Annotated in this window: 12 protein-coding genes; 8 read left to right on the top strand and 4 right to left on the bottom strand. The window is 39.1% G+C overall.

Features of this window, described 5'->3' with window-relative positions; genetic code table 11:
• Positions 1-27: 27 nt before the first annotated feature.
• The 6 genes from ABD930_RS01210 (at position 28) to ABD930_RS01185 (ending at position 5556) form a co-directional block, all read left to right on the top strand.
• The gene (locus ABD930_RS01210) at positions 28-1512 is read left to right on the top strand and encodes an aminotransferase-like domain-containing protein (RefSeq protein WP_345229852.1); all 1485 of its coding nucleotides are present in this window, start codon (positions 28-30) and stop codon (positions 1510-1512) included.
• 105 nt (positions 1513-1617) lie between these two features.
• Positions 1618-2112: a hypothetical protein gene (locus ABD930_RS01205; RefSeq protein ID WP_345229851.1), complete on the top strand. Its 495-nt coding sequence runs from the start codon at positions 1618-1620 to the stop codon at positions 2110-2112.
• Between the two features lie 28 nt (positions 2113-2140).
• Positions 2141-3046 (top strand): 1-aminocyclopropane-1-carboxylate deaminase/D-cysteine desulfhydrase, encoded by a 906-nt coding sequence (locus ABD930_RS01200; RefSeq protein WP_345229850.1) that lies wholly within the window; start codon positions 2141-2143, stop codon positions 3044-3046.
• Positions 3047-3167: 121 nt separating this feature from the next.
• Positions 3168-4505, top strand: a complete 1338-nt coding sequence (lat, locus tag ABD930_RS01195) for an L-lysine 6-transaminase (protein ID WP_345229849.1) — start codon at positions 3168-3170, stop codon at positions 4503-4505.
• Positions 4506-4560: 55 nt separating this feature from the next.
• Positions 4561-5016 (top strand): NUDIX hydrolase, encoded by a 456-nt coding sequence (locus ABD930_RS01190; protein ID WP_345229848.1) that lies wholly within the window; start codon positions 4561-4563, stop codon positions 5014-5016.
• A 117-nt stretch (positions 5017-5133) separates the two neighbouring features.
• Complete coding sequence (locus tag ABD930_RS01185) at positions 5134-5556, top strand: hypothetical protein (RefSeq protein WP_345229847.1); 423 nt, start codon at positions 5134-5136, stop codon at positions 5554-5556.
• Between the two features lie 7 nt (positions 5557-5563).
• Here the strand turns inward: ABD930_RS01185 and ABD930_RS01180 are convergent, their stop codons facing one another.
• The 3 genes from ABD930_RS01180 to cfa all read right to left on the bottom strand — a co-directional run bounded on the left by ABD930_RS01180 (position 5564) and on the right by cfa (position 8801).
• On the bottom strand, positions 5564-6598 hold the full coding sequence (locus ABD930_RS01180; protein ID WP_345229846.1) for a DNA topoisomerase IB: 1035 nt from the start codon (positions 6596-6598) through the stop codon (positions 5564-5566).
• Between the two features lie 110 nt (positions 6599-6708).
• Positions 6709-7686, bottom strand: coding sequence for a glycoside hydrolase family 5 protein (locus ABD930_RS01175; protein WP_345229845.1), 978 nt, complete (start codon positions 7684-7686; stop codon positions 6709-6711).
• 2 nt (positions 7687-7688) lie between these two features.
• Positions 7689-8801 carry a cyclopropane fatty acyl phospholipid synthase gene (gene cfa / locus ABD930_RS01170; protein ID WP_345229844.1) on the bottom strand — a complete coding sequence of 371 codons (1113 nt, stop codon included), beginning with the start codon at positions 8799-8801 and terminating at the stop codon, positions 7689-7691.
• A 98-nt stretch (positions 8802-8899) separates the two neighbouring features.
• Between cfa and ABD930_RS01165 the strand changes: the two genes are divergently transcribed.
• The gene (locus tag ABD930_RS01165) at positions 8900-10369 is read left to right on the top strand and encodes an MDR family MFS transporter (protein WP_345229843.1); all 1470 of its coding nucleotides are present in this window, start codon (positions 8900-8902) and stop codon (positions 10367-10369) included.
• Between the two features lie 113 nt (positions 10370-10482).
• Entirely contained in the window at positions 10483-11502 is a 1020-nt protein-coding gene (locus tag ABD930_RS01160) for a fatty acid desaturase (protein ID WP_345229842.1), read from the top strand.
• A 20-nt stretch (positions 11503-11522) separates the two neighbouring features.
• Here the strand turns inward: ABD930_RS01160 and ABD930_RS01155 are convergent, their stop codons facing one another.
• On the bottom strand, positions 11523-12095 hold the full coding sequence (locus tag ABD930_RS01155) for a biliverdin-producing heme oxygenase (RefSeq protein ID WP_345229841.1): 573 nt from the start codon (positions 12093-12095) through the stop codon (positions 11523-11525).
• Positions 12096-12376 lie beyond the last annotated feature (281 nt).

Below are 12376 nucleotides of genomic sequence, written 5' to 3'. Positions count from 1 at the left end.
CGAAATCAATAGTTAAATTTTACGTTCATGAGTAGTCCGGTTAAAATTCCGTTTAAAAGCTTACTTATTTTAAACAAACAAAGCACTACCCCACTATACCTTCAAATTGCTCGTCAGTTAATCAATGCCATACAACGTGGTGTATTGGTACAGGATAGCCAATTACCCGGATCAAGGTCTTTAAGTCAAACCCTGGGAACACACCGAAAAACAATCATTGCCGCCTATGAGGAATTGTATGCACAAGGCTGGACAAAAATTATTCCCAATAAAGGTACCTTTATTGCGCATCAAGGGGCGGTAAAAAAAACTACCCCTTTACAATACAACAGTTCCTACCTCGCAAGTTATCCGGAAGAAACCGGATTTCATTTTAAACAACGTATTTTACTGGATAAACCTCCGGCTTCGGTAAACTGCCGTTTAGCATTTGATGACGGTTTGCCCGATGTCAGATTAGCGCCCTTAGAACGCTTAGGCAAGATATACGGAGGGGTATTGCGTAGGAAAACCAGTAGAAAACATCTCCATTATGCCTCAGTAGAAGGCAATGAATTTTATAGAGAAACGTTGGCTTATTACCTCAATAGTACCCGTGGCCTTCCAATTGGTAAAGACAATATATTAACGACACGCGGCGTACATATGGGAATCTATCTCGCTTCCAGTGTATTGATAACTCCTGGAGACTCCATTATCGTTGCCGACCTTAGCTATTATATTGCCAATATGATCTTTCAACAAGCCGGTGCAACGATCCATGCAGTACCCTTGGATAGCCAAGGTATTTCAATAGACGCCGTTCGATCACTTTGTGAGCAAACCGCTATACGAATGGTTTACATTACCCCTCATCATCATTATCCTACAACGGTAACCTTAAGTGCAGAAAGAAGGTTAGAGCTGCTCAATCTCTCCAATCAATATGGATTTATTATTTTAGAAGACGATTATGATTATGATTTTCATTATTCTAGCAGTCCGTTACTTCCCTTAGCAAGTGCTGATACCAGCGGTATGGTGGTGTACATCGGTTCCTTTTGCAAGACCTTAGCACCAGGGCTCCGATCAGGTTATTTGGTTGCTCCCAAAAATTTAATCAGTGAAATTGGCCGATTTAGACGTATCGTAGATCGACAAGGAGATATGCTTATGGAGCAGGCATTAGGGGAACTCCTTACTGAAGGAGAAATTCATCGGCACCTAAAGAAGGCGATCAAAACATATGAACAGCGTTGCCAGCTGCTCTCTACCTTATTTCGCCAAGAATTAGCTCCTTACGTTTCGTTCAAAACGCCACCTGGGGGCTTAGCTTTGTGGTCGCTTTGGGATAAAAAGTTGAATTTAATGCGCATCAGTAAGAATTGCCTGAAGCAGGGATTAAATGTACCTCATACTCTTTTATATCAGAATGAATTGACTACAGCGATGCGCTTGGGATTTGGGAGTCTAAATGCGACCGAACTAACAGAAGCCATCCACATACTCCGGAATGCAGTAGAGCGATCATAAACTTGCCTCAAACAAATAGGGCAATAAGCTTGTATTCCATTAGAATAATAAAGTGTAGATTATCCTCAAACAAAAAAAGTAAAAAATAAACAACAATTTATTCGCATGAAAAATTTAATCCGTATAAGCTGTGTTATCCTATGTTTAGTAGGCTTATATGCCTGTGACCGTTCCTCACAAACGAAAAAACATGCCAATTGGGCAGACAGCACTTTCCAAAATGATTCCACTGTGGTCGATAGCAGCGAAATTTCTCCAGGGCTCTGCTTTTTGCATTTAACGGGAAAATCACCACGTAGAGATTCCACTTATGTTCATTTTTCTATTTTGGGAAATAAGGTTACAGGGCAGTATCGTTGGGTGCCTTTTGAAAAAGACAGTCGGATTGGAACAATCAGCGGAACAAAAAGTGGCGATACCATCCGCGTTGTTTGGAGCTTTACCCAAGAAGGTACTCTAGATACTTTGGCCACCGCTTTTCTATTGCAACAAGGTCAGCTAAAGCAAAGACCTTTTATCGTAAATCAGAAGAATGGTAGACAACAAACAGATGAACGGTCTGGCTTCACGCTCAGGTATCAAAAAATTTCATGTAATTAGCTAAGGTAATCCATAAACTATGCTTGACATGTTCCATTTTGATTTTTACAGTCCGGTTGAAGTATTAAACTATCAGCCCTTTCAAGAACAACAATGTATGGTACATGTTAAGCGAGATGACCTCATCCATCCTTTTATTTCGGGTAATAAATGGCGAAAGCTAAAATATACGTTACAGGATGCTGCAAAGATGGGTAAAAGTCATTTGGTTACTTTTGGTGGGGCTTGGTCTAACCATTTATTGGCCACTGCTGCAGCGGGAGCCAAATTTGGTTTTACAACGACGGGGTACGTACGAGGTGAATCGGTTGTCAATCCAAATTTACAATTATGTCAACTGTTTGGGATGCAATTGGTGTTCGTCAATCGAACGACTTATAAAGATAAGTTCGCCCTCTATCGTCAATACCATGAAGAAGATGCAACAACCTATTTCATAGATGAAGGGGGAAAAGCCTCTACGGCGCTTGAAGGATGTGCAGAAATCATTGCTTCCTTAGATGAAGATTATGATCATCTGCTATGCGCGTGTGGAACAGGAACTACGCTAGCTGGGCTACGTTGGGGTGTTACGAAATATGAAAAATCGATTACGTTACATGGGGTACCGGTTTTAAAGGAAGGAGAATTTATACAGGATACCGTTAGGCAATGGAATCCAATAAATGGCGAAATCGTCTTACATACAAATTATCACTTTGGTGGCTATGCTAAAACAAAGCCCGAACTTTTAACCTTTATTAGTCATTTTGTTGCTAACACAGGTATGTTGATTGAGCCGGTATATACCGGAAAACTGTTTTATGCGTTAGCAGATTTGATCCGTAAAGACTATTTTGCTAAAGGATCAAAGATACTAGTGCTCCATACGGGCGGTTTAACGGGCGTTTTAGGTACACTAGCAAAGTTTGAAGCTAATGTTTTGCAAAAATGACACTATAAGTGGTTTTAAAATAGGAAAAGTTAAAATATAGACAGATAACTGCATGTAAATTTGCATTTTTGAAAAATACGGCGTATGTTTGATCATTAGCCTTCTCTAAAATAACCGCTGTATGAATAGAACAACCATAACTCCGGAAAACGCACAAGCTATTATTGGAAAACATGTGTTAACTGATGGTTACGACCTCACGCTCGATATTAAACGAAGTAAGGGAGTTATGCTCTATGATTCAAAATACGAGCGGGAGATTTTAGATTTTTTTACCTGCTTTGCCTCCTTACCTTTAGGCTACAATCATCCAAAAATGTTAAATGATGAAGGTTTTAAAGAGGATTTATTATTGGCCGCATTAGCTAATCCTTCCAATTCCGATATCTATACTATGCAGTACGCACGGTTTGTAGACACCTTTAGCCGGTTTGGTATTCCTAGCTATTTACCGCACGCTTTTTTTATTTCGGGCGGTGGCTTAGCGGTAGAGAATGCGCTTAAAGCAGCAATGGATTGGAAAGTTCAAAAGAATTTCCAAAAAGGGTATATAAAAGAAAGGGGGCATAAAGTCATTCATTTTGAGCATGCCTTTCACGGTCGGACAGGTTATACGATGAGTCTAACCAATACCCAAGCCGATAAAACGAAATGGTACGCAAAATTTGATTGGCCTCGCGTAAGCACGCCGGCCATTGAATTTCCTTTTACGGATCAAGGTTATGAAGATTTGTTAAAACGCGAACAGCGCTCTATTGCGCAAATTAAACAAGCTTTTTCGGATAATCGTGATGATATCTGTGCTATAATTATCGAACCTATTCAATCGGAAGGTGGTGATAACCATGTAAGAAGGGAGTTTCTAGAAGCCCTAAGGATTTTGGCTAATGAAAACGATGCACTGCTTATTTATGATGAAGTACAAACAGGGGTTGGATTGACCGGAAAATTTTGGTGTCATGAGCATTTCGGAGCGAAAGCCAGGCCTGATATACTGGCTTTTGGAAAGAAGATGCAAGTTTGTGGAATATTAGTTGGGGATAAGATAGACGATATCAAAACCAATGTCTTTAAAGTTCCGTCGCGTATTAACTCAACCTGGGGTGGTAATTTAGTAGATATGGTACGTGCTACCAAGATTTTGGAAATCATTGATGAGGATCATTTGGTTCAGCAGGCGGAAACGGTTGGTCATTATTTACAAGAACACTTGCAAACGCTCGCTGATAGCTACCCTGTTGTCCGTAATGTCAGAGGTAAAGGACTATTAACAGCGTTTGATTTTCCCAATAAAGAGACGCGTGATCATTTCTTAAAAAAAGGTTTGGAGAAGAATGCCTTATTTCTCGGTTGTGGAGAGCGAACCATACGTTTTAGACCAGCGCTTATTATTCGGGAGGAAGACATCGATAAGGGTATCGCGGTTATCGATGATGTCCTTCGTTCGCTGTCGTATTAAACCCAACGATATTGCCCCAGTTGCTTATAAGAAAACGTATCGCTAACTTTAACCAATGAAGCAAAGCGCTGGTATTTTACTTTATAGGAAGAATGAGACGACCGTTGAATTCTTTTTGGTTCATCCCGGTGGGCCATTTTTTGTGCGTAAACAGGAAGGTTATTGGACAATTCCTAAAGGTGAATTTACCGCTGGAGAAGAACCACTTCATGCAGCGATTAGAGAATTTCAGGAGGAAACCGGATTTCTCCTTTCAGGTGATTTCATGCCCTTGAACCCCATTATACAGAAGGGCGGGAAGAAAGTATACTGTTGGTTGTTGGAGAAGAATATCGATGCCAAGCGAATTAAAAGTAATACTTTTGAAATAACTTGGCCCCCTAAATCTGGTCGTGTCCAGACATACCCAGAAATTGATCAGGCAGCTTGGTTTACCATTGATCAAGCTAAAGTCATGATTAACGAAAAGCAGGTTTCGCTATTGGAAGAAGCGCGCAAATTTATCATTTAGTGTAAGTCCAGAGCCTTTCTGTGTAAATATTATACGATATATTATTTTTATTGCTAACTTAATCTTTCCTCCAAGATTAGTATTGGAAGATGTTATTTATCACTAAACTCAATTGCCATGAAACGAAGAGGAAAATTAAGTCTTATTAACCACACTGCTTACGATTGGATAAAGACCTATCAAAAAAATTATCGTATGGCATCTTGGCATTTCCCAGAAATAATCCCTGCGAATTGTACAGTAGATGTCGAGATTGAATGGCAGAAAACACCTCAATCTTGGATACATCTGGAAGACGGACAAGCGAATTATGTATTATTTGGAAGTCGGGATCGTTCTTTTCAGATAAAAGCCTCTTCTCAGGGAGGTTACGGTATTCAAATTTATTTTTCCAATCTTATAACTAAGCAATTTCCGTTAGGAAGCACAATCAATTTAGAATGGAAAAATGATGAGGGTGTTCAATTTAAGCTAGCTGGAATGGCGGATGAATTTTATAATGAGAGCAAAGAGAGCAAAAGCCTGGAAGAAACGTTGTAATGATATCCTATGGGCGCTTCAGATTAGCTAAAAACGTTAATAATAATTTTTCTATTTGCGATTTTTCCAGTGCCTCGACCGACTTTACCTTCCATTTCTTGACAAAGGGTTGTAAACCATTAAGTTGATACGTGTCCATCAATTCTCCGCATACATAGGAGGCCTTACACACTGCTCTTGTGTTCCCTAATTTTTTAGCTACGAAATCTAAGCACTTATTTAAGTTTTGCTTATAGGCTATCGTGCTTTCGCTATTGTTCTGTGGCTGGATCAGATAACTAAAAGCAAAAAAAGTGGCGTACCATGTACGAAAATCTTTAGTGGTAAAATGCTGCTTGGTGTGTTGGTGAATGTATTCATTGAGATCTCCAGAGTCTAACTTACAGCGTTCGCCTTTTTCATTATAATATTGAAATACTTCTTGACCAGGGAGCTCCATCACTTGCCGTAGTCGTTTCGCCAATGAACGATCACTCAATTTAATTTGATGCTCCTTTCCCTTTTTTCCAACGAATTTAAAAAAGACTACCTGACCGTTAATCTGTACATGTTTGGTTCGAAGCGTCGTTAAACCATAGCTATTATTTTGCTTTCTATATTGAATGCTTCCCGCACGGATTAGGGTGTCCTCCATAATGTTAAGTGCCAAAGCGGTAACCTTTTCTTTTCCTAATTTATGTTTTTTTAGATCGCGCTGGATATGTTTTCTTAATTTGGGCAATGCTTTACCAAAAGCAAGTATGTTTTCAATTTTATTTTTTTCCCGCAACTCATTCCACAAAGGGTGATAAAGGTATTGTTTTCTTCCTTTGCTATCGATGCCTGTTGCCTGCAAATGGCCATTTGAATAGGATGTTATCCATACATTAGTCCACGCGGGTGGTATAACCAAGCTTTTGATCCTATCCAGCGTTTGTTTATCTCGAATGAACCTTTTCTTATCGTCTACGTAAGCAAAGCCTCTCCCCTTTTTTACACGTGTATATCCGCTATCATCAGCATGGGTATAACGAAGCGGACAAGCGTCTTTCAATGGCAGCATAGTTTAATTTGTAGCATGTCTTTGCTTAAACAAGCAATGCTAAAATTTGTGTGACTAGTGCCATCATATTCACGTAAGTCAGTGAAAATTAATAGTAGAATTTTTATCTACTATTGGTTTAATTTTATCAATTGCGCCCGAATATAACGGCCAGCGGGTGTAAGCTCGTTCTTTTTCCAGTGGCCTCGCACAGAAGCTTTTGGTTTTAGTAGAGCAGTCGTTTCATTTTTATCGGTTAAATTCCAATTTGTCCAGCTCAATTGATTTTCTTCCATCCAATGGAGCCAGATATCCGTTTTCTTTCGATCAAAACGGCCGTCACCGTTAGCTTCACCTACACCCCACTCTGTTACCAACAAAGGCAATTGCATCGTCAGCGCTTGCGCTGCTTGATGTCTCAACCGCTCCTGATGATTCGGGTCACTTGCGTAGAAGTGAAAAGAATAAGCAATATTATTCATGTTGGTAATAGGATCATGAGCTACACGATCTACATCTTGATCCCAATGGGGCGATCCTACTACAATAATATTATCTTGTGCATATTTTCGAATGGTAGGAATCAGCGCTATGGCATAATGCTTAACCACTTGCCAAGTCGTTTTTTCGGGTTCATTCCATATTTCATAGATGAGTTGCGGATTTCCTTGATACCGTTGTGCTATTTTTGTAAAAAACTTTTTTGCTTGTTCTATATGCTGATTGGCATGGTGGTCGTGCCAGTCAATTAACACATAAATTCCGCGTTCTATTGCGCGATCAACTACTTTTGTAATTAAGTTAAATTGTTCTTCGGGTAATTGTAGGTAACCGCTATCCGGTTCTATGGCCATAGCAACTCGAATAAGGTTTACCTTAAAATCGTCTACCAGCCAATCCACTACTTCGGGGGTATAATACTTTTTACCTTCCCATATACTCCAGGAAAGGCTAATGCCTCGTAACTGAACTATTTTTTCTTGTTGGTCGATTAGTTTGCCTTGCCGTATGCTGAGCTTACCATGTTGTTGTATTGCTGTTTGTGCAGCGGCAGTTACATACAGCAGGCAAGCCATTATCACTATACTGGAAAATCCGATGTGTTTCATCACTAGCGTACGGAGCTATAAGGTAAAGTATTCCCTTTCTTAGCGAGTACTACTTGCCAGACATTATTATGCTTTGCCTTGAAGGAGGCGGCGCTAACGTTAAGATAATATAGCCACATTCGATAAAAAGCGCGATCATAATGTTCTTTTAGCTGATTCCAATGCTGTTTAAAATTTTCTTGCCAAGCATTTAGTGTTGCTTCATAATCAAGACCAAAGTTATGCCAATCCTCCATAATGAAATAGGGCTCTATTGCTTTCGCCAATTGACTGGGAGATGGGATTAAGCCGTTAGGGAAAATGTATTTATGAATCCAGGGATCAGTTGCGGTGGTGCTTTCATTACCACCAATGCAGTGAAGCAAAAACAATCCATCGTCTTTTAGGTTCTGATGAACAATATTCATATAGTTGTCATAGTTCTTATGACCAACGTGTTCAAACATACCAATGGATACAATACGGTCAAACTTTTCGTTCAGGTCTCTATAATCTTGTAAACGGAAATCAACAGGCAGTCCCATACACCATTTGCGTGCAAAATCTACTTGCTCTTCTGCGATAGATACGCCCACTACTTCAACACCATACTTTTCTGCAGCAAATTTAGCAAAGCCGCCCCAGCCACAGCCAATATCTAAAACCCGTTGTCCCGGAGATAAGTTCAGCTTTTTGCATATAAGATCTAATTTAGCCTCTTGAGCAGCGTCTAGGTTGTCTGCTTCCCTCCAATAAGCACAAGAATACATCATTGTTTTACCTAGCATGTATGTATACAATTCATTGCCAATGTTGTAATGTTTTAGAGCTACAGCGATTGAGCGTTTTTTGCTTTGGAGGTTAAGCGCTTTTGAACGGATATAGTGCCACCAAATGACTGGTTTGGTTTTGAATTGATGGGCAATGTCCCCCTGTATCAACCGATACAACAATTCCTCGACATCATTTGCATTCCACCATCCCTGCATATACGATTCTCCCAAACCCAGGGATCCACGGCTTAATACTTCTTTATAGAACCTATTATCTTCAATTTGTGGGTCATATGGTCGGCTACCATTGATTTTAATATCATAGTGTTCCAACAATTCTGTTAAGGTATCTTTTAGCATCATGTTTAAGTTCGATAGGGCTGGTTCAGATCCAAGCGTTATTTAAAGGTAACAATTTACGGTAAAAGTTGTTCTCCTAATAAAACATCTTTTTATCATACATGACCATCAACAAATCTTTCGTGCTCATCACTTTGATGATGGCAACCTCTATGGCTGCCATCGACAGCAGTATCGTTAATGTTTCCTTACCCGTCATGCGTCATGATTTCGACGTTGATCTCAATCAGATCGAGTGGGTTGTAACCGCCTATATGATTTCGTTCTCCCTATTTATACCGTTAACCAATTGGTTAAAAAGGCGATTTGGTTATTATTATTTGTTTTTAGGAAGTGTTATCCTATTTACTATTGGTTCCCTACTATGTAGCCTATCAACAGGTTTGGAGCTATTGGTTGCATCACGCGTTATACAAGCCATTGGTGGTGGTTCACTATCGCCAACATCTTTAGCAATTTTAAGTGAAACTTATCCCAAGAATGAAAGAGGAAGTGCCATTGGCTGGTGGGGAATGGGTAATGTCATGGGGCCGGCCTTAGGTCCTACACTGGGGGGAACGCTGACGCACTACTTAGGATGGGAATCTATTTTTTACATTAATATTCCAATAGGCTTACTTACGATCGCTTTTGCTATGCGAAACCTTCGATTCTTAAAGAAGGAAATTGACCGGAAGAGCAAATTTGATGTCGGAGGTTTTGCTTATTTTTCCATATTCATTATCGTGTTACAGCATACCATATCGTCTATTAGTCGGCAGGGATTTTTATCCTTATCATTTCTTTTAGGTTTGATCATTACCGTATTGATGTTACGTTTATTTGTCCGATCGGCCAGAAAACCCCAACCTTTGTTGGACTTAAGTGTATTTAAAATTGCTCAATTTAACGTTGCTGCTACGATAACCATGATACGTTCTCTAGCCCTTTATGGAGGGATGTTTTTTTTACCATTTCTGTTGCAGGGTTTATTAGGTTATTCCGAAATAGAGTCGGGTTTATTGATGTTACCCAACGCGTTGATTATGTTGGTTACCCGGCCTATATCGGGCAAGTTAGCCGACAAAGGTATGATTCGCAATATCTCTATTACGGGTATTGTCTTGGTATCGTTTTCTTTCTTTTTATTTTCCAGAATCGATATCGGTACGTCCATTTGGCTTATTTTATTCACCATGGCATTACGGGGTTTAGGGATGAGTTTATTAGTGGCACCTGTATCGACAGCACTCCTTAATGCGGTAACTTCTGCGCAAACCCAAACAGCTACTGCATTAAATAGTCTTTTTTTACAGATAGGCGGATCTATTGGCATCGCTATAAGCGCTGTTATTCATACCTTCATATATGACCATTATTTAGCTAAACAATTAACCGATCAAGTAGCCGAACATTATGCCTTACGAAATAGTTTTTTAATCACTGCTGTGATCATTTTATTGGCGGCTATTCCTGCAAGAAAACTGCCTCAACGGCTAAATTTGACGCAGATCCTGCGGAGGCGTATCCGTATGAAACGTGGACATGTAAGTGCCGAGGAAAGTGCGCATATTTCCACTAAAATTGACTGATTGACTTCTTTTTTCAGTTTTTTGTTATTTTTTAAATTTTTACAAAAAAATTGCATTTTACATACTTTTGCAATATCTTCAAACGTTATTTAAATAATATCTAAATAAGATTCATGAGTAAGAAGAACTCCTTTAACTGGTCAGAGCAATGTGAACCGCATAAAATGCGGACAAAAGAGATTATTTCTAGTCATCCAGAAATCCGTCATTTAATCGGAAGAAACCCTTACACGATTTTTATCATTTTGTTATGTGTGGGCATCCAAGTGGCTATGTCGTGGATTTTACATGACGAGTCTTGGTGGTGGATTTTGCCTTGTTCTTATTTTATTGGTGCATTTGCTTGCCATACGCTATTTATTTGTATTCATGAGTGTTCTCATAATCTTCTATTTAAGAATAGAGCACTCAACACATTAGCTGGGATTTTGGCTAATTTACCCTTGGTTTTCCCCAGTTCGGTCTCTTTTCAAAAGTATCATTTAAAACATCATGCCTTTCAAGGGATTGAAGAATTGGATGCAGACATGCCAAGTGAATGGGAAGCCCACTTAGTTAATAATTCTACTGTAGGTAAAGCCCTATGGCTGCTATTTTATCCTATTGTCCAAGCTACCCGTTTAGGACGGATGAGTAAAGAGATTAAAATGTTTGATCGCTGGGTGATACTCAATTACGTGGTTCAAATAGTCTTTATGCTAACTATTTTCTATTTCTGGAAATGGAAAGCGGTGGTTTATTTGACCGTTAGCTTCTTTTTCTCTGTAGGCCTGCATCCGCTTGGCGCACGTTGGATACAAGAACATTTTCTTACCCATGGCGATGAACAAGAAACGAAAAGTTATTATGGTCCATTAAACACCGTTAATTTAAATGTTGGGTATCACAATGAGCATCATGATTTTCCTTCCATTCCGTGGAATAAATTGCCCAAGATCAAAGAAGTGGCTGGATCTTATTATAATTCATTAGGATACCATACTTCGTATACCCGCTTGCTTATCCAATTTTTATTTGATAAAAATTTGTCTGTTTATTCTAGAACCGCTCGTAATAACAGAGGTAAAACAACAAAGAATACGGCAGCCAAGGAGACAGTTGATTCTTTACCAGACAAAACGCCAAGTCTGTAATCAACAAGGAAAGGTGATGATTATTCCATCACCTTTTCAGTAACCGTTGGATTAAATACCTTTTCGAAATTAGTAAAAGTAGCGTTAGCAGCCTGAATGGCTTGTTTTTCCTGTTCAGGTTGTGTGGAATATGTATTCAATACTCCGATGAAAGTTGTCCATTTTTCGCCAGTTGCTGGGCCATAGCCCGAGAAAAAAGAAATCCCTTCTATGATACCCTGCTTTTCGAGCATTTTCACAATAATGCTTCCTCCCATAATGGAACCTTCCAATACATAAAGAGCACCTAAGGCTTGTTGTACGTTTGTAATCATAGGAGCTTCTGCATAGGGCAATGCTGTAGCTGTCTCGCCAAGTGCTTCAATATCTTGTTTCAGATAAGAGGCATTACGTCTATCTTTAATATCTGATAATATTGCTGTTGTTATAAATGGAGCAATCTGCTGTTCTACAGCATGGAAATAGGCGTAAAAATGTTTTAAAAAGTCGGCATACGCACGTTTATTGTTAATTGCTTTTAGTTTTTTTACGACAATCACCTCCAGTTGCTGGTGAGCTGTTTTTGTTGCTTCTTTTATTTTAGTACTTAGCATAAAATGATTCAAATTATTTATTCAGTTCAATTTATTTGTTTTCACCCACCTCCCTTTTTCTCTCTACATAACTTATAGAGTAGACGTTTAATCTACAGAAATATTGCAAAAGTTTGTACATTTTTCATGTACACACGCAGCTTATCTTTTCTTTCTTAAACGAGCCTATTCTTCCAGTAGTCTGATCGTTATATAAATGGTTGCCCAGATTTGACTTCTTTTTAAATAAGTGGTATATACGTCAGAAAAAAGATAACTTCGTCCGCAGTCATTTGATAAAA

Source organism: Olivibacter ginsenosidimutans (genome assembly GCF_039542865.1).
Lineage (GTDB): Bacteria > Bacteroidota > Bacteroidia > Sphingobacteriales > Sphingobacteriaceae > Olivibacter > Olivibacter ginsenosidimutans.
This window is presented reverse-complemented; position numbering and strand designations above follow the sequence as displayed.